This window comes from Hungatella sp. SB206 (assembly GCF_051132295.1).
GTDB classification, from domain to species: domain Bacteria; phylum Bacillota; class Clostridia; order Lachnospirales; family Lachnospiraceae; genus Hungatella; species Hungatella effluvii.
Window position 1 is genome coordinate 2,873,236 of the sequence record NZ_CP096603.1, and the last position, 15,450, is coordinate 2,888,685.

Consider the following 15,450-nt stretch of genomic DNA (forward strand, 5'->3'; position numbering starts at 1 on the left):
CTCCGGAAAGAATTTCTGGATTGAGAGAGGGTAACTGAACTGCTTCTCCCCGGCGGTCCTGCTTCCCGTTCCGTCCCGCCGGGGAGACTGGAACACTTCCCCCAATTACCGGGCGTGGCTTAAGTTTACTCTTGTACTTACGGTAAGAAACCATTATAATATTTATCAGTGTGTTTATGAAAATGGCCGCCGGCATGATTGCCGGTACGAAAGAGGGAGGGTGCTTATGCCGCCAATCAGTGTACTGATTAAACCATCGTCAGGAAATTGCAACCTGCGGTGTGAATACTGTTTTTATTATGATACGATGTCCAAACGGGAACAGGGGGCCTACGGGTTTATGTCGGTTGAGACATTAGAGGAGGTGATCCGCCAGGTTCTGGCTTATTCGGAGGGAAGCTGCACGATCGCGTATCAGGGAGGCGAGCCGACGCTCAGCGGGCTTCCGTTCTTTGAAAAATCCATCGAATTTCAGGAAAAATACAATGTCAACAACGTGAAGATTTTCAATGCAATCCAGACGAATGGTTCGCTTTTGGATAAGCAGTGGGCGGAATTCTTTGTGAGAAATCATTTCCTTGTGGGCGTATCTCTGGATGGAGGACCGAAGCAGCATGATTATTACCGGAAAACTCCCGCTGGAAAAGGCAGTTTTACCCGGATCATGGAAAATATTGAAATGCTTAAGAAGACTGGAGTGGACTTCAACATACTTTCCGTGGTGCATGCGAGAACCGCGCCTTATATTAAAAAAACGTATGAGTTCTACCGGAAAAACCAGTTAAATTACCTGCAGTTTATCGCCTGTCTCGATCCGCTCATGGAAGAACCGGGTGGCCGGGATTATTCGCTGACACCGGAGGCGTACGGAATGTTTCTGATCGATTTGTTCGAGCTGTGGTTCCGTGATCTGAAGGAGGGAAAACAGCCGTATATCCGGCAGTTTGAGAATTATATCGCGATTCTGCTGGGCCAGATGCCGGAATCCTGTGACATGCGCGGGACCTGCGGAATGCAGTACGTGGTAGAGGCGGATGGAACCGTGTATCCATGCGATTTCTATGTGCTGGACGAGTACCGTCTGGGCAATTTCCGGACGGATACGGTGGAGATGATAGATAAGAAGCGGGAAGAGATAAAATTTATCGAGAAATCCCTTCAAAAGGAGGAGGCGTGTGCAGACTGCCGATACGCAATGCTCTGCCGCGGCGGCTGCCGGAGAACCAGACAGGAGGATCACGGGAATCATCAGTACTTCTGTCAGTCGTATAAGATGTTCTTTGATGCCTGTCTGCCAAGTCTTGTGGAGATCGCAGAGAGGATTGGACGCGGATAAGGAATACAGAGGATTTAAGTCAGAAGCCCCGTATTTTCAGATGATGAAAATATGGGGCTTTTTGGTGCAGAGGTTTCTTTTTTCAGATGGATCTGATATAATAGACCTAATCATTTTCTGAACGGGACATTCGGACCGTACAGTCTGATCATCACGGTATGCTGTATGCAAGACGTGCAGTCCGCCGTTGTCTGGCATTTCGCCATTTATTTCAACCAATCATATCTGAATAAGCAGAAAAAGCGTATGAGGAACACAAAGCAACCATCAAATTGCATGGGCGGGCTTGTGCTGTCCGAAAAAGAGGCATTAGGAATTTTAGAACAGTCGACTGCTTATGGACAGTATTTATCACTGACAGAGGATATGCAGAGAGAACTCCTCGACTTTGTCAAAGGAACGAGAGGGCTTAAGATAACGTACGACCCGTTTTTTAAGCACATATTTGATCCGGTGATTCACGGGGAGAGGCTGTCGCGGCTTTTAACTGTAATAATCGGTCAGAAAGTAACGGTAAAACAGGTTTTGCCGTCACAGTCCAAACGACTGGCGGCGGAAGCGTCGCTGATCATTATGGATATTGTTGTGGAGCTGGAATCGGGAGCGTTGGCTAATGTGGAAATCCAGAAGGTTGGCTACCATTTTCCGGGACAACGAAGTGCCTGTTACTCCTCAGATCTGATCATCCGGCAATATGACCGGCAGAAGAGTCTGAAGAAGAAAAAGTTTTCCTACCGTGATCTTCAGAAGGTCTATACCATCGTGCTGGTAGAGCACAGTTCCAGAGAGTTCCATCAGATTCCTGACCAGTATATTCACCGTTCCAGCCAGAAATTTGACACCGGACTGGAGTTGGAATTACTGCAGGAGTATATCTTTATAGCACTTGACATTTTTCAGGAAATCACTCACAATATAGATAAAGAGTTGGATGCCTGGCTGTATTTTTTGAGTTCAGACAAACCGGAAGATATGATCCGGGTGACAGAGGCGTATCCGGCTTTTCGGGAACTATACAGGGAGATCGCAGAGTTTCAGAGAAAACCGGAGGAGTTGATAGCGATGTATAATGAGACGCTGGCATTATATGATAAGAACACGGTGGAACTGATGATTGAAGAGCAGCAGGAAGAGATCAGGAGGCTGGAAGAGGAGGCGCAGAAGAGGGAAGAAGAACTGAGAGCAAAAGACGATGAGTTGGAACTTCTTCGGCGGGAACTTGCTAAACGGACGGAGAATACGTAAGTACGATTCATTTTGGGATTAATCCAGATAGAAAAAAGCAGGGTAGAATGACCGGCAGAATCATCACAAGCCGGTAATCCTATCCTGCTTTTCATTATGAGGCCCGTAACGGAGACCCGGGTGCGGGGACTGGCAAAGCCTGAAACAGGGCAACGCTGTACTAATCCCGGGAGGCATACAGCGGATTGGCCTGCCGCACCATGCCGCGGCAGGTGTACTGAAGCTCATCAAAAGCGGCGGCGACGCTGTCGGGAATGTCGACGTGCGCAATATAATTTTTGCCCAGGGGTCCGTATCCCTCCGGACCATCGGTGAGACGCGGGATTTCCCCCATGAGGAGCGTGAGATAACGGTCGATGTCCCACATGCCGAAGATTTCTGTATCATAGGCAGGCTTCCCGTCCTTCATGATGACGTTTGCCTGGTAGACGGCATAATTTATGATGATGACGTCATCCGAGACGTACTTGCGCAGTCCGGCTTCCATACGGTGCTGCATGGTGGCATCCTGTGCCAGGATGATGGAGCGGAAGGAAATCTGATTTTCCCGCAGCAGATCCAGAAGATACGTAATATTGTTGCCGCAGTTGGTGGAGCAGCATTCCAGAAGATCGGCCTCCAGCCCATAACGTGCCTTCAGATAGGAAGCAAAGACCCTGGCTTCCGGCAGTCCTGCCGTCTCAATATCAGGGAATTCCTGATGGACCCGGATTCGCAGCGCTTCCGTGGTATGGCCGGCTCCGCCTGCAATGACGTACTTTTTCGCGGCATGGTTCTGTATCGCCTGGGCCAGCACATCGCCGCCGCACAGAATGCTGCCGCCAAACAGCACCATAACGTCTGCCTGATCGATTCCGTAAGTCTTCTTTAATTCTTCCGGAGACAGTTGGGAAACGTCTCTTTTTCCGCAAAATCCTCCTAAAATGTTAATGTATTCCACGATTCGTTCGTTCATAGACATCCTCCGTATGTGTACTTACAGGTTCATTATAAAACAGAAAGACAGCGTTGTGAACTACGGTAAAGCCAAAAACTGCTGAAATTTTATTCTGGTCATGGTATACTGGATACAACAGGACCGGTTACCGCCCTGATTTTTTTCGCTCACAATGCGAAGGATGCTTATAGGAAAAAATAATTTGTTGTAACGGAGGTAGGAATCCATGAAATCATTTCTGTTAATCGGACAGTCAAACATGGCAGGGCGCGGCTTCGTTCATGATGTGCCCTCAATCTATAATGAAAGAATCGAGATGCTGCGCAACGGAAGATGGCAGATGATGACTGAGCCGATAAACTATGACCGGCCGGTTGCAGGCGGAAGCTCCATCGATGAATGGGAGACGGAGGGAGTACTGTTCCGCCACGCGGTCAGCGAAGCAAAATTTGCGGTGGAGAACAGTGAACTGGCGGGAATCCATATCAATGCCGTTTCACAGAGAAAGTTTGGCTTGCGGTACTTTGAGGCTTATAGTGAGCGGAAGCATATCGAACAGCCGCTGGCTGAGGAAGACAGGCTCGTGGACCGGTGTCACAACCGGGATAATACAACGGCGGAAAAGAGATATCTGGCACTTGAAGGGTTTATTTCGGGGAAAATATCATACGAAGAGTTTAAGAAGGTTTTCGCCATTCCATTTTCCCGCTATGTCTGATAAAATATCAATGTACACGAATTGCGTCTGAGTCCGAAGAAAAAGGCAGGTGATCCCTTTGAAATACAGAAAATTATTTGTCCGCACCGCGGCAGGCCTTCTGTGCTTGTCCCTGTTTTCTGCGGCTTGTTCCGGCCGCTTTCCCGTGCAGGCGGAGGAGGAGCAAAGTGCGCTTTACGCCTACAATGCCTATCAGAAACGTCTTGACGGTGTGAAGAGAGAGGCGGATATCGCCGCAAGTGGTTTCGATATTATTGAGAACCAGGTATTTACCATGACGGTAAAAGCATTTGGGGATGTCTCCATGATTCCTGCCATTGACAGGACGTATCGCCGCCTCGTCCTGTTTTTTGCAGATGAAAACGGAAACACGGTCTATCAGACGGATCAGCTGGAGACAAACAATCAGGTCAGAGGGGAGCTTAATCAGCTCAATCAGGGGATTTCCGCCGTCTCTTTTCAGGATTTAAACGGAGACGGAAAGACAGACATTCTGCTGATCACTTCCTGTGAAAAGGAAGACTCCGCCGCAGGCAGGGCATATAAGGTTGGAGATGTGCTGTTTCAGAATGAAACTGGTTTTTACCGCGACTGGCGCCTCTCCGACAAGATTAACCGGTTTGGAATGAACAAGAGTATCCGGTTTATCGCCTCTTTCTTAGAGGATGGATATTCAACGGAATTCCTGTATACAGCCGCTACGCTGGATGAATTAAAGGAACATGGATTCAAGGTGGTATCCGAGCAGAGTTACTGGCGCAAGTTCGAGAAGCTGGGGAACTTACTGGTGGTTCCGGGAACGTACCGGATGGCGGAATATACCGTATTTATGGTCTATCTCGTCAATGAGCAGGGCTACATCGTATGGAGCTTCCAGCCTATGGGCGACTATGAAAATCTGTATGCGCTGAAGGGAGTCGCCTGCCGAGACATTGACGGCGACGGGATGAAGGATCTGGCGGTTCTGGCGCGGTACAGCTATGAGGGAAAAGACGGTGAGACGATCCTGGAAAATGATTATTCCATCTATTACCAGAAGACGGGCGGATTCTATCCGGAAACAGAATTTAAGAAACAGTACCAGAGTAAAGACGACAGCACGATGGAGGAATTGGTGGAAAAGGCCAGGGCTTATTGGGGGTGGAGACAGGAATCATGATAAAAATACTGATAGTGGACGACGAGAAACCGATTTGCGATCTGATCGATTTGAACCTGTCGGAGGCCGGATACCACTGTACGGCGGTTCAGGATGGGGCGGAGGCGCTCAGAATCATAGAAAATGAGAAATTTGACCTCATTTTACTGGATATCATGCTGCCGGGGATTGACGGCTTCGACATCATGGAATACATACGCCCCATGGAGATACCCGTGATTTTCATTACCGCAAAATATGAGGTGAGAGACCGGGTGAAGGGGCTTAAGCTGGGGGCCGATGATTATCTGGTGAAGCCCTTTGATGTGGTCGAGCTGGTGGCCAGAGTGGAAGCGGTTCTGCGCAGATACAATAAGACGGAGAGGCGTCTGTCTGCGGGCGACGTGGTGGTAGATGTGGAGGCGCGGACCGTCATGAAGGCCGGAAGGCCGGTGGAGCTGACCAATAAGGAATTTTTGCTCCTGGTCCTCTTTTTGCGGAACCGGAATGTGGCGCTGTTTCGGGAAACGCTGTACGAGAAGGTGTGGGAGGGCGAATACTCCGGCGACAGCCGTACGCTGGATTTGCATGTACAGCGTCTGCGGAAGAAGCTGAACTGGGAAAACGGCGAATTTCCACGGCTGGTGGCCGTATATAAGGTGGGGTACCGGCTTGAGGTAGGGCGATGAAATTTTCACTGAAACTGCTTTTATGGACCATGATTGTCATGGCAGCTGCATTTGGATTCAGCGGGTTTTATTTCGTAAATTACGTGTTTGAGCGTGCACTGGACCGGGAAGCCGGGCAGGCGCTTGATGAGAGCAGCATCCTGAAGTTTGCATTTGAGACGGCCGCGCTCAATGTCCCGGCCAAATATGATGTGCTGCAGGAAGACACGACGCGTCAGATCGCCTCTAACTTAGAGGCAGGCGGGCAGGATACGGGACGTATGCTGCGGATTTCCGATGATCAGAAACAGGTGCTTTACGCAGCCGACGGCTTCACGGCCGATGACGGGCTGCTTCTCGCGCTTGAGGAAAATACGAAGACCTACCGGGTGATCCGGCTGGACGACAGCTATTATATTCAGACGGCCGCCCGGGTGGAGGCGCTGGATAAGAGGCTTTATTTAGAGACGATGAGAGACGTTACCGAGGTGTTTCATGACCGGGCTACGGGCTTTGTGGTTTACCGGAGGGTGACAGTCGTTATTCTGCTTCTGGGAACGGTTCTCATGCATCTCATTTCTTCCTGGCTGACAAGGCCGATCCGGCTGCTGACACGGGCCACAAAACGGATGGCGGCGGGCGACTACGACTATCGCGCCAGGCTCGTAAGCGACGACGAGCTGGGGCAGCTGACGGCAGACTTCAACCGTATGGCCAATGCGCTGGAAGATAATATCATCAAGCTGGAAGAAGAGATCCGGGCGAGGGAAGACTTCGTGGGGGCGTTTGCCCATGAGCTTAAGACGCCGCTCACCGCGATCATCGGTTATGCGGATATGCTGCGGTCTCACCGGCTGGATGAGGAGAAGAGTTTTATGTGCGCCAATTACATTTACACAGAAGGACGGCGTCTGGAGACGATGTCGCTTCGGCTGTTAGACATCATTGTGACGAAACGCCAGGAGATCGAGCTACAGATGGTCTTTGCGGAATCGCTGTTTTTCTACCTGTATGATATGTATGCGGCAAAGAAAAATATGGATTTTCATTTTACATACGATGAAGGGATGATCCGGTGTGACGCAAGCCTGATAAAATCCGTGCTCATCAATCTTCTGGACAACGCCTGCAAGGCCTCAGAGCCAGGCAGCCGCATCGATGTGGATGGGTATGCCGTTTCGGAGGGGTACCGATTCTCCGTTAAGGATCACGGTGTCGGGATTCCGGAGGAGGAAGTTTACAAGATAACGAAGGCATTTTACATGGTGGATAAATCCCGTTCCAGGAGCAGAAACGGAGCCGGCCTGGGACTAGCTCTCTGTGAGGAGATACTGCTTCTTCATCACAGCAGGCTGGAAATCGAGAGCGAGCCGGGAAAAGGCTCCTGCTTCAGCTTTGTCCTCCCGTGGGAAGACAGCGGTCCTGCCGCCTGGCGGGGTGACGGTGAAGGAGGTGGTGAAGTATGAAAAAAAAGCTGTAAATTTCTTGCTGCTTCTGTTTGCCGCCCTGGTCATGGCTCTGGCCATCTGGGGGCCGGAAACCATATCCGGATACCGCGACAAATCGGTTTTGAATGAGATCCACGTAAAAGATGGGGAGGGAGAAGGCGAGGGATACCGATACTCCTTAAGCCGCAGTGATAAGCTGTTTATCCTGGCGGAGGCTTTAAACAGCCAGACGCTTCCCGAGAGCGAACCGTATGCCGGGGAGAGGCAGGAGGCTTCCGGTGAAGCCTATGGAGAGGCGGCGGGAACGTATGCGTTTATCGTCAATCACAGAGAACCGTCCGACCGTGAGATCAAAGAGGAGGAGCTGTTTCGGGTTGTAAACGAGGGCCTTGAAACGCTGAAAGAACTGGGAATTCTTCCTGATTCCGTGAGAGAAGCCGATCGCTCCGCCTACGACGCTGTCCTCTATTCTGCGATCGACGTGCTGGAGCCTCGGAATAACGTGGCAGTGTGGAAGGTCAGCCTTTCCAACATTCAGAAAAACAACGACCGGGGAAACCGCCTGATCGATGCCTATATCGACGCGGACGATGGAAAACTATATGAGTTTTATGTCCGGACGGAACGCACCTGGGCTGACATGGATCCGGATGAGATCGCCGGGAAGTGGAGCGGATATTTGGGACTGGAAGCTCCGCAGCCCTATGAGGGAAACAATCCGCTGATGGAAATGACGCCGTATTTTAAGAAGTACGTGTTTCCCGGAACCGGAAAAGGAAATACGACTGCGACGGTCGGTTATTACGACGGTATCCAGGAATTATTTGTAAAAATATCGAGATGATGCAACTATGATGCAAAAATGATGGTCTTTTGATGCAGCTCCTGTGTAATCTGGAATCAATGAATATTGAGACGGATGACACAGGAGCTTTTGTGCAGCAGAAAGGGACATTTTAATGTGCCGCTGCCTGCGGCAGGTGTTTGACTGCATAAAGCCCTCCGGATCGGTTTCGCAGGGCGTGCAGACGGCAGAAATGATTTTTCAAACATGCCCTGGCAAGGGAGGAGCTGTACAATGAGATACGAACGAGAAACCCGTTACAGGAAAAACGGGAGAAATACGAGAAGAAGATGGCTGGAGGATTGTGCTGCGGCAGCGGCTGGCGGAATTGCAGCAGTGTTTCTGTTTACGGCAATGGAGACGATGGGGATGTTTCCGGGAGGCAATGCGGCGGTAAGCCCGGCGGCGGCTGAGGCGCAGGCGGCGACCGGGAGCCAGGCGGCAGCGGTGAATCCGGCAGTAACTGAGAGCCAGGCGGCAGCCACGAATCCGGCAGCATTACAGACTCTGCCGGCGTCAGGAATCAGAAAATTGGCAGAGTACCAGTTGGAGGCAGCAGGCAAGCATGATAGAAGCGGCACATGGCAGGAAACTGGCTTACAGAGCCGGACGGAGAAACAAACAGTTTTCCAAACCACAGAAAGTGACCCGGAACATCCGCTTATTATAGTAGATCCGGGCCACGGAGGGACCGATGAGGGATGTTATGCAGACGGGGTACTGGAAAAGGACATCAATCTGGAAATTGCAAAGAAGCTTCGGGAGGAGCTGGTAGAATCGGGCTACAGGGTGATTCTGACCCGGGAAACCGATACCTATATGACGAAGGAGCAGCGGGTGGAGGCGGCGAACCGCTATAGCGCCGATGCCTTTGTGAGCATTCATCAGAATACATATGAAGAGGAAGTGCCAACCGGAATCGAGACATGGTACGACGGAACGGACCCCTCCCGTGACAGCAGACGGCTGGCTCTCCTGATTCATGAAGAAGCGGTGAAGCGTACTGGAGCCAAGGAGAGGGAACTGCGCGGTGACGCGGATTTTGTGGTAACAGGCTGGACGAAGATGCCTGCGTGCCTGATCGAGACCGGCTTCCTGTCCAGCCCGGAGGAACGCGGAAAGCTTACCCAGGCGGAATATCAGGAGAAGCTGGCGGAGGGAATCGCGGGAGGGATCGACGCCTTCTTCCACCCAAAAACCATGTATTTAACCTTTGATGACGGGCCTTCTGCGGAAAATACCGCCGCCGTTCTGGATGTGCTGAAAGCCCGGAACATAAAGGCGACATTTTTCCTGGTAGGCGAAAACGTGAGGAAAAATCCGGAGGTGGCAAAGCGGATCGCTGCAGAAGGCCACACCATTGGAATCCACTGCAACCGCCATGATTACGAGCAGATTTATCAAAGCACAGCCAGCTATCTTGAAGATTTCAACGAGGCCTACAAAACTGTACTTGAAGTAACCGGAGTGAGAGTAACGCTCTTTCGTTTTCCGGGCGGAAGCATTAATGCATACAATAAAACGGTATATCAGGATATTATCAAAGAGATGACAGCCAGAGGCTTCATTTATTTCGACTGGAATGCCAGCCTGGAGGATGCATTAAAGAAATCCGAGCCGGAAGAACTGATAGCGAACGCCCGGGAGACGACGATGGGAAGAAAACATGTGGTGATGCTGGCTCATGACATTGTTCACAGCACAGCACTCTGTTTGAACGATCTGATCGACCAGTTTCCGGAATACCGGATGGAACCCCTGACACCGGAGGTGACTCCGGTACAGTTTCACCCATAATGGTGTTTGAAATCCACTGCATTCTGTTAAATACCGCCGCCCATGCAGCCATCATGAGCGGCGGTATTTTTGCGTCCGCTTGTTACAATTCACTCCCTGCCCGGCCGGACACTTTCCGGAATCGGATTGCACTTTTTGCCTTGACAGGTTATAATCATTCTGGAAATATACGGTATTGATAAAAAGAAAAAGAAATCAGGAGAAAATTAAAATGGCCAAAATTAGGACAATGACGGAGGGGCATCCGCTGAAGCTTATTTTCGCATTTTCACTGCCTCTGATGTTTGGCAATGTATTTCAGCAGTTTTATACCGTGGTGGACACCATGGTGGTTGGTCAGGCGCTGGGCGTCGGCGCGTTAGCTGCGCTCGGGGCCGCGGACTGGCTGAACTGGATGGTGTTGGGGATGATTCAGGGCATATCCCAGGGATTTGCCATACTGATGGCTTACGAATTCGGGGCTGGAGATTACAGAAAGCTTCGGCAGGTAATCGCAAATTCGGCGATTCTGGCCTGTCTTGGATCCGTGGTCATGTTAGCTCTCATGCAGGCGGCTGCGCGGCCGGTCCTGCTGCTTTTGAATACGCCGGATGAAATCATCGGGCGGAGTCTTTTGTATTTAAGGATCATGTTCTGGGGAATTCCCATTGTGATGGCATATAATGTTCTGGCCTCTATCCTTCGGGCCATGGGAGACGGGAAAACACCGCTCCACGCTATGGTGGTGGCCTCCGCGGTCAACATTGGCCTGGACCTGCTGTTTGTACTCGTCTTTCACTGGGGGATTGGCGGAGCGGCCGCGGCCACGCTGATCGCGCAGGCCTGCTCCAGTTTATACTGTTTAAAGAGCCTGTTAAAGGTATCGATTCTTTCATTTGAAAAGAAGGATTTTTACCTGGAACCGTATCTTTGCAGAAAGCTGATGACCCTGGGAATTCCCATGGCATTCCAGAATGGAATCATCGCTGTGGGCGGTATGATTGTGCAGTCGGTAGTCAATGGATTCGGAGTTCTCTTCATTGCTGGATTTACGGCGACCAACAAGCTGTATGGACTGCTGGAGATCGCCGCGACCTCCTATGGCTATGCCATGACTACTTATGTGGGCCAGAATCTGGGCGCCGGAAAGATCAGGCGTATCAGGCAGGGGATGAAATCAGGGCTTCTTTTAGCCATGCTCACCTCGGCTGTGATCGCGGCCGTGATGCTGGTCTTCGGGCAGGCGATTCTCGGATGCTTCATTACGGGAACACCGGAAGAGGCGGCCAGGACTATGGAAATCGCCTACCATTATCTGGCGATTATGAGCGTCTGTCTCCCTATCCTTTACCTGCTTCACGTGGTTCGCTCATCCATCCAGGGGATGGGAGATACGGTTCTGCCCATGCTGTCCGGCGTGGTGGAATTTTTAATGAGAACGGGAGCCGCGCTGCTTCTTCCGCGGGCCTTCGGGCAGGAGGGCATTTTTTATGCAGAGATCCTGGCCTGGATCGGCGCGGATGTGGTGCTGGTCGTCAGCTATTTTGTGAGAATAAAAGGATTGAAAGGCGGAGACGAGTCTGGTGATTGAAAAGAGAGAAGATCATAAGGAGCCATGCTGCTGTTTTGCCCCGATGGAGGGGATTACAGGCTATGTATACCGGAGCGCCCACCATGCGCTGTTTCCCCATGTGGACCGGTATTTTACTCCATTTTTACAGCCGAACCAGAACCACCGCTTCGCTTCGAGAGAGCGAAATGATGTGCTTCCGGAACATAACAAAGGAATTACCCTGATTCCTCAGATTCTTACAAACCGTGCGGAGGACTTTATCTGGATGGCGGGCGAGCTTGAGGCGCTGGGGTATGACGAGGTGAATTTGAATCTGGGATGTCCGTCCGGAACGGTGGTTACGAAATATAAGGGAGCCGGTTTTCTGGCGAAAAAGGAAGAGCTGGATGCGTTTCTTGATGAGGTATGTGCGGGTATCCATATCCGTCTTTCCGTAAAAACAAGGCTGGGAATGGCATCGCCGGATGAATTTGAGGAACTCCTTGAAATTTACAATAAATATCCCTTAAAAGAATTGATAATCCATCCGCGGGTGAGAAGTGATTTCTATAAGAATACGCCTGACCGCGCCGCATTTCAAAAGGCTCTGAAAGCCAGCAGAAATGAGGTATGGTACAATGGAGACATCTTCACTCCCGGGGACTGGGAGGAGTTCCACGCCGGATTTCCGGAGGTGGACTGCATCATGCTGGGCCGGGGCCTGATCGCAAATCCCGGACTGGCCGGTGAGATCAAGGGATTCGGATTCCCGGACAAAGGCCGGATTAAGGAATTTCACGATATGATTTACCAGGGCTACAGGGAGACCATATCCGGCGACCGGAACGTCCTGTTTAAGATGAAGGAACTCTGGTTTTACCTGCTGTTTCTGTTTCCGGGATCGGAAAAATACGGAAAGAAGATTCGTAAGGCGGAGCGGGCCGCGGAGTATGAAGCTGCCGTCACCACGCTGTTCCGGGAACTGGATATTCAAGAGGGATGCGGATATGGAGCAGAACGTTAAAGAGCAGGTGTCAGGGGGCATCATCGGCGGATAACAGAAGAAGACAGAGGGGAGTAACTCATGAAGGCAAAAAGATTATTAAGGAAGCTGTATCTGGCGCTTATGATTGCGGCGGTATCGAATCTTCCGCTGCTTGTGTACGGCTTATTTACCGGACGCCTCATGGATGGGAGGATTCAGCCGCAGCCCGCAGCGGCAGTTGTTGGGGGCATTCTCTTAAGCATTTGCTGGCTTTATTTTAATATAAGACCATACCATGACAAGAACCATGCAAAGCTGCATCTCGTTATCATGCGCGGCGGGCGGACTCTTGGATTTGCGGCGATTTACGGAATCCTGGTACAGTGCCTGATTGCATTTGTCCTATATCCCCGTCTGCTCCGCGGCAGCGCAGAGGCAGCGGAATGGCCGATGGGAGTCCTGATCGGCAATATGGTATTTGCGGCAGCGGCCCTTCTGGTTCTTCTGTGGAATGGAATTCTGAGGATGTATCTTACGTCGGCGCGTCTCCGCGTGAGAATGCGGCTCCTGATGCTGCTGGCCATGTGGATTCCGATTGTCAATCTGGCTGTGCTGCTCCACGCTATGAGACTGGTGCGGGCGGAGTATGATTTTGCCTGCTACAAGGAGTCCGTCCGGTCGACCCGCGTGGAGTCTGATCTCTGCCGGACGAAGTATCCGCTCATCATGGTGCACGGAGTCGGCTTCCGCGACCTGCGTTATTTTAACTACTGGGGAAGAATTCCCCGGGAACTGTCTCGTTTAGGGGCTACTGTCTATTATGGCAATCAGGAGGCGCTGGGGACCATCACCTATAACGCAGAGGACATTCGAAAGAAGATCCTGGAGGTGGTGAAGGAGACGGGCTGTGAAAAGGTCAACATTATTGCACACTCTAAGGGTGGTCTGGATGCGCGCTACGCCATCAGCAAGCTGGGGATGGCTCCATATACGGCATCACTTACCACGGTCAGCACCCCGCATCACGGATGCCGGTTTGTCGACTATGCAGTCCGCTTACCGGAAGGCTTATACCGTCTGGTTGCCAAGTGCTTTGACCGGACATTTTCCCGATTTGGGGATAAGAACCCGGATTTCTATACCGCGACTCATCAGTTTTCCACAGCGTCCAGCAGGGCATTTAATGAAACGGTTCCCGATGCGTCCGGTGTTTACTATCAGAGCTATGCTTCGAAGATGCGCGACTGTTTCAGCGATCCGCTGCTGTGGATTCCCTACTGCCTTATAAAGCCTCTGGAAGGGGACAATGACGGCCTGGTGAGCACAGAGTCCGCCCGCTGGGGAGAGTTCCGTACCGTGTTTGCCAGCAGCAGCCACCGCGGGATATCCCACGGGGATATGATCGACTTGAAACGGGAAGATTATAAGGGCTTCGATGTGGTGGAATGCTACGTCCAGATTGTGTCAGAACTGGTAAAAAAAGGATTTTAGAATTAGAAGATCCAAAATCCGGAATCTTGGGCAGCACTCTTGACAGCGTTCCCGTTTCGTGCTAGTATAAGGATACCTCAAAAGAGGCACCAGTCCGGGGTAGTACTGGTTTCGACAGGGGTCATGCAGCTGGTGAAGCTATCCGCATGCGATGCGTTAAATGGCAAACTTAAATATAAACGCTAACAATAACGAATTAGCACTGGCAGCTTAATGCTGCTTGTCGGCCTTAGGGCACTCACACCTTAAGAATCCGGCATCGACGATGTGAGAAACGACTTATGCAAAGCTTTGAGCATATGGGCGTATGATGAAGCTACTGAACTCACCAGGGTGTCAGTTTTCGGGTGACAGAGGGAATGTAAAATAACTGACTATGATAGTAGAAGAACAGGGAATTGGTTTTTGGACACGGGTTCAAATCCCGTCTACTCCACTCAAAAGGCTCAGTATTTACTGGGCCTTTTCCTTTTTGTATGGGTATATCGTGTTACAATATGCTGCGGTTCACAGCTCCGGATAAGCGATGAACGGCTGATCCGGTGATTGACAGATCATAAAAAGGCTGATATTCTGAAAGCACGCGGCTGATACTCAGGATGACCGGACAGCATACGGAGGTGATTAATATGAAATTTATGGGATTTACCATAGAAAGCAGGGAAGAACAGAGAAAGCGGGAAGAGGAAGCCCTGCACCATTATTTCCGTTACGGTGCGAAGCACAGAAACAAGGTGGGAAGGCTCCTGGAAGAACTGATTCCGGGCGAGAAGCGGGAACACCTGATTATGTATTACCTGCAGATCAAAGACGCCATGGAAAAGGGCGGGACACAGGATTTTGATGAGGCAGTAAAACGGATTAATCCCAAAAGCAGGATTATTTCTGTCAATAAAACGGTCCATCAGTACTATAAAGCGGTCATGGAGGCAGATGCCGATATAAAAGAGGATCTGGAACTTCCGACTGCGGAGGAAATAAAGAAACGGGAAAGAGGAGCAGAGAATGGCGGATATTAAGTATGATATTGTAAAAGAGTTTGGCGTGCTGTCCGAGAATGCCAAGGGCTGGAGAAAAGAAGTGAATCTGATCAGCTGGAACGGCGGTGCCCCCAAGTATGACATCCGTGACTGGGCGCCGGATCACGAAAAGATGGGAAAGGGAACGACGCTGTCCGAAGAGGAGATGAAAAATCTGAAAGAGATTCTGGGAGAGCTTCTATAACAGAGGTGGTTTCAGAATGGACAGGTTTATGGTATAATCTGTTAATCAGCGAGCCATGAGGCGAAAGTAAACAATCAGGAGGATAAGT

Annotated in this window: 14 protein-coding genes and 1 other RNA gene; 14 read left to right on the forward strand and 1 reads right to left on the reverse strand. The window is 50.8% G+C overall.

What is annotated here, in order from left to right; genetic code table 11:
* Positions 1 to 226 precede the first annotated feature (226 nt).
* A complete protein-coding gene (locus M1L66_RS12475) occupies positions 227 to 1,336 on the forward strand; it encodes an anaerobic sulfatase maturase (protein WP_434693302.1) in 1,110 nt (369 codons plus the stop codon).
* 246 nt (positions 1,337 to 1,582) lie between these two features.
* Positions 1,583 to 2,581, forward strand: coding sequence for a PD-(D/E)XK nuclease family transposase (locus tag M1L66_RS12480; RefSeq protein ID WP_434693303.1), 999 nt, complete (start codon positions 1,583 to 1,585; stop codon positions 2,579 to 2,581).
* Between the two features lie 160 nt (positions 2,582 to 2,741).
* Here the strand turns inward: M1L66_RS12480 and M1L66_RS12485 are convergent, their stop codons facing one another.
* Positions 2,742 to 3,536 (reverse strand): YdcF family protein, encoded by a 795-nt coding sequence (locus M1L66_RS12485; RefSeq protein ID WP_187020940.1) that lies wholly within the window; start codon positions 3,534 to 3,536, stop codon positions 2,742 to 2,744.
* 208 nt (positions 3,537 to 3,744) lie between these two features.
* Between M1L66_RS12485 and M1L66_RS12490 the strand changes: the two genes are divergently transcribed.
* The 12 genes from M1L66_RS12490 (at position 3,745) to M1L66_RS12545 (ending at position 15,362) form a co-directional block, all read left to right on the forward strand.
* Complete coding sequence (locus M1L66_RS12490; RefSeq protein ID WP_434693305.1) at positions 3,745 to 4,236, forward strand: sialate O-acetylesterase; 492 nt, start codon at positions 3,745 to 3,747, stop codon at positions 4,234 to 4,236.
* A gap of 49 nt (positions 4,237 to 4,285) precedes the next feature.
* Positions 4,286 to 5,395, forward strand: a complete 1,110-nt coding sequence (locus M1L66_RS12495) for an FG-GAP repeat domain-containing protein (protein ID WP_349768894.1) — start codon at positions 4,286 to 4,288, stop codon at positions 5,393 to 5,395.
* The gene (locus M1L66_RS12500; protein WP_055655118.1) at positions 5,392 to 6,063 is read left to right on the forward strand and encodes a response regulator transcription factor; all 672 of its coding nucleotides are present in this window, start codon (positions 5,392 to 5,394) and stop codon (positions 6,061 to 6,063) included. The genes M1L66_RS12495 and M1L66_RS12500 overlap by 4 nt, the downstream gene beginning before the upstream one ends.
* Positions 6,060 to 7,508, forward strand: coding sequence for a sensor histidine kinase (locus M1L66_RS12505; RefSeq protein WP_434693309.1), 1,449 nt, complete (start codon positions 6,060 to 6,062; stop codon positions 7,506 to 7,508). Before M1L66_RS12500 ends, M1L66_RS12505 begins: the two co-directional genes overlap by 4 nt.
* A 46-nt stretch (positions 7,509 to 7,554) precedes the next feature.
* Positions 7,555 to 8,334 (forward strand): hypothetical protein, encoded by a 780-nt coding sequence (locus M1L66_RS12510; RefSeq protein WP_434694242.1) that lies wholly within the window; start codon positions 7,555 to 7,557, stop codon positions 8,332 to 8,334.
* A 234-nt stretch (positions 8,335 to 8,568) separates the two neighbouring features.
* Positions 8,569 to 10,131, forward strand: coding sequence for an N-acetylmuramoyl-L-alanine amidase (locus tag M1L66_RS12515; protein WP_434693311.1), 1,563 nt, complete (start codon positions 8,569 to 8,571; stop codon positions 10,129 to 10,131).
* 211 nt (positions 10,132 to 10,342) lie between these two features.
* A complete protein-coding gene (locus M1L66_RS12520) occupies positions 10,343 to 11,701 on the forward strand; it encodes an MATE family efflux transporter (RefSeq protein WP_434693313.1) in 1,359 nt (452 codons plus the stop codon).
* A gap of 43 nt (positions 11,702 to 11,744) precedes the next feature.
* Entirely contained in the window at positions 11,745 to 12,686 is a 942-nt protein-coding gene (locus tag M1L66_RS12525; RefSeq protein ID WP_434694243.1) for a tRNA dihydrouridine synthase, read from the forward strand.
* Between the two features lie 60 nt (positions 12,687 to 12,746).
* A complete protein-coding gene (locus M1L66_RS12530) occupies positions 12,747 to 14,138 on the forward strand; it encodes an esterase/lipase family protein (RefSeq protein WP_434693317.1) in 1,392 nt (463 codons plus the stop codon).
* A gap of 96 nt (positions 14,139 to 14,234) precedes the next feature.
* Positions 14,235 to 14,577: a transfer-messenger RNA gene (ssrA, locus tag M1L66_RS12535) on the forward strand.
* 190 nt (positions 14,578 to 14,767) lie between these two features.
* Positions 14,768 to 15,157 (forward strand): hypothetical protein, encoded by a 390-nt coding sequence (locus tag M1L66_RS12540; protein WP_187020929.1) that lies wholly within the window; start codon positions 14,768 to 14,770, stop codon positions 15,155 to 15,157.
* Positions 15,144 to 15,362 (forward strand): YdbC family protein, encoded by a 219-nt coding sequence (locus M1L66_RS12545; RefSeq protein WP_055655111.1) that lies wholly within the window; start codon positions 15,144 to 15,146, stop codon positions 15,360 to 15,362. The genes M1L66_RS12540 and M1L66_RS12545 overlap by 14 nt, the downstream gene beginning before the upstream one ends.
* The last annotated feature ends 88 nt before the right edge of the window (positions 15,363 to 15,450 follow it).

Coding starts and splice junctions, on each gene's coding strand:
- M1L66_RS12475 (WP_434693302.1), top strand. CDS start 227: ATGCCGCCAATCAGTGTACTGATTAAACCATCGTCAGGAAATTGCAAC.
- M1L66_RS12480 (WP_434693303.1), top strand. CDS start 1,583: ATGAGGAACACAAAGCAACCATCAAATTGCATGGGCGGGCTTGTGCTG.
- M1L66_RS12485 (WP_187020940.1), bottom strand. CDS start 3,536: ATGAACGAACGAATCGTGGAATACATTAACATTTTAGGAGGATTTTGC.
- M1L66_RS12490 (WP_434693305.1), top strand. CDS start 3,745: ATGAAATCATTTCTGTTAATCGGACAGTCAAACATGGCAGGGCGCGGC.
- M1L66_RS12500 (WP_055655118.1), top strand. CDS start 5,392: ATGATAAAAATACTGATAGTGGACGACGAGAAACCGATTTGCGATCTG.
- M1L66_RS12505 (WP_434693309.1), top strand. CDS start 6,060: ATGAAATTTTCACTGAAACTGCTTTTATGGACCATGATTGTCATGGCA.
- M1L66_RS12510 (WP_434694242.1), top strand. CDS start 7,555: ATGGCTCTGGCCATCTGGGGGCCGGAAACCATATCCGGATACCGCGAC.
- M1L66_RS12515 (WP_434693311.1), top strand. CDS start 8,569: ATGAGATACGAACGAGAAACCCGTTACAGGAAAAACGGGAGAAATACG.
- M1L66_RS12520 (WP_434693313.1), top strand. CDS start 10,343: ATGGCCAAAATTAGGACAATGACGGAGGGGCATCCGCTGAAGCTTATT.
- M1L66_RS12525 (WP_434694243.1), top strand. CDS start 11,745: ATGGAGGGGATTACAGGCTATGTATACCGGAGCGCCCACCATGCGCTG.
- M1L66_RS12530 (WP_434693317.1), top strand. CDS start 12,747: ATGAAGGCAAAAAGATTATTAAGGAAGCTGTATCTGGCGCTTATGATT.
- M1L66_RS12540 (WP_187020929.1), top strand. CDS start 14,768: ATGAAATTTATGGGATTTACCATAGAAAGCAGGGAAGAACAGAGAAAG.
- M1L66_RS12545 (WP_055655111.1), top strand. CDS start 15,144: ATGGCGGATATTAAGTATGATATTGTAAAAGAGTTTGGCGTGCTGTCC.